Source organism: Salinimicrobium oceani (assembly GCF_012037645.1).
In genome coordinates, this window is sequence record NZ_JAAVJR010000730.1 from 1 (window position 1) to 428 (window position 428).

Below are 428 nucleotides of genomic sequence, written 5' to 3' on the forward strand. Positions count from 1 at the left end.
CGGGTTGCCCGGTAGTGGTTTTAATTTCTTCTACTGTACCATCAAAATAGATCTTTCCTTCCAGAAGAAATACGATCCTGTCTGCCACCTCTTCCACGAAATTCATGATGTGCGATGTAATGAGAATGGTCTTTCCATTTTCTTTTTCCTGCTGAATAAGCTTCCGAAGCTGTAGTAATGCCACAGGATCAAGGCCCGAAGTAGGTTCATCAAGAATGATCAATTGGCTGTCAAACATGAAGCACAGCACAAGATTTACTTTTTGTTGAGTACCACCTGAAAGCTTATTCAGCTTTTTGTCCAGGAATGGTTGTAGCCGAAAGTATTCGATCAACTCCTGTTCTCTTGCAGGTTTTCCCCGCAGATCCTTGATCATGGTGATCAACTCCTGAACTTTCAGATTGCCCGGAAAGTTGGCAATTTGAGGT

The 428-nt window shown here is 42.8% G+C and carries 1 protein-coding gene; it reads right to left on the reverse strand.

Annotated features, from left to right (window positions below; all coding sequences use genetic code 11):
* A partial coding sequence (locus HC175_RS19115) for an ATP-binding cassette domain-containing protein (RefSeq protein ID WP_168139750.1) occupies window positions 1-428 on the reverse strand: 428 nt, incomplete at both ends.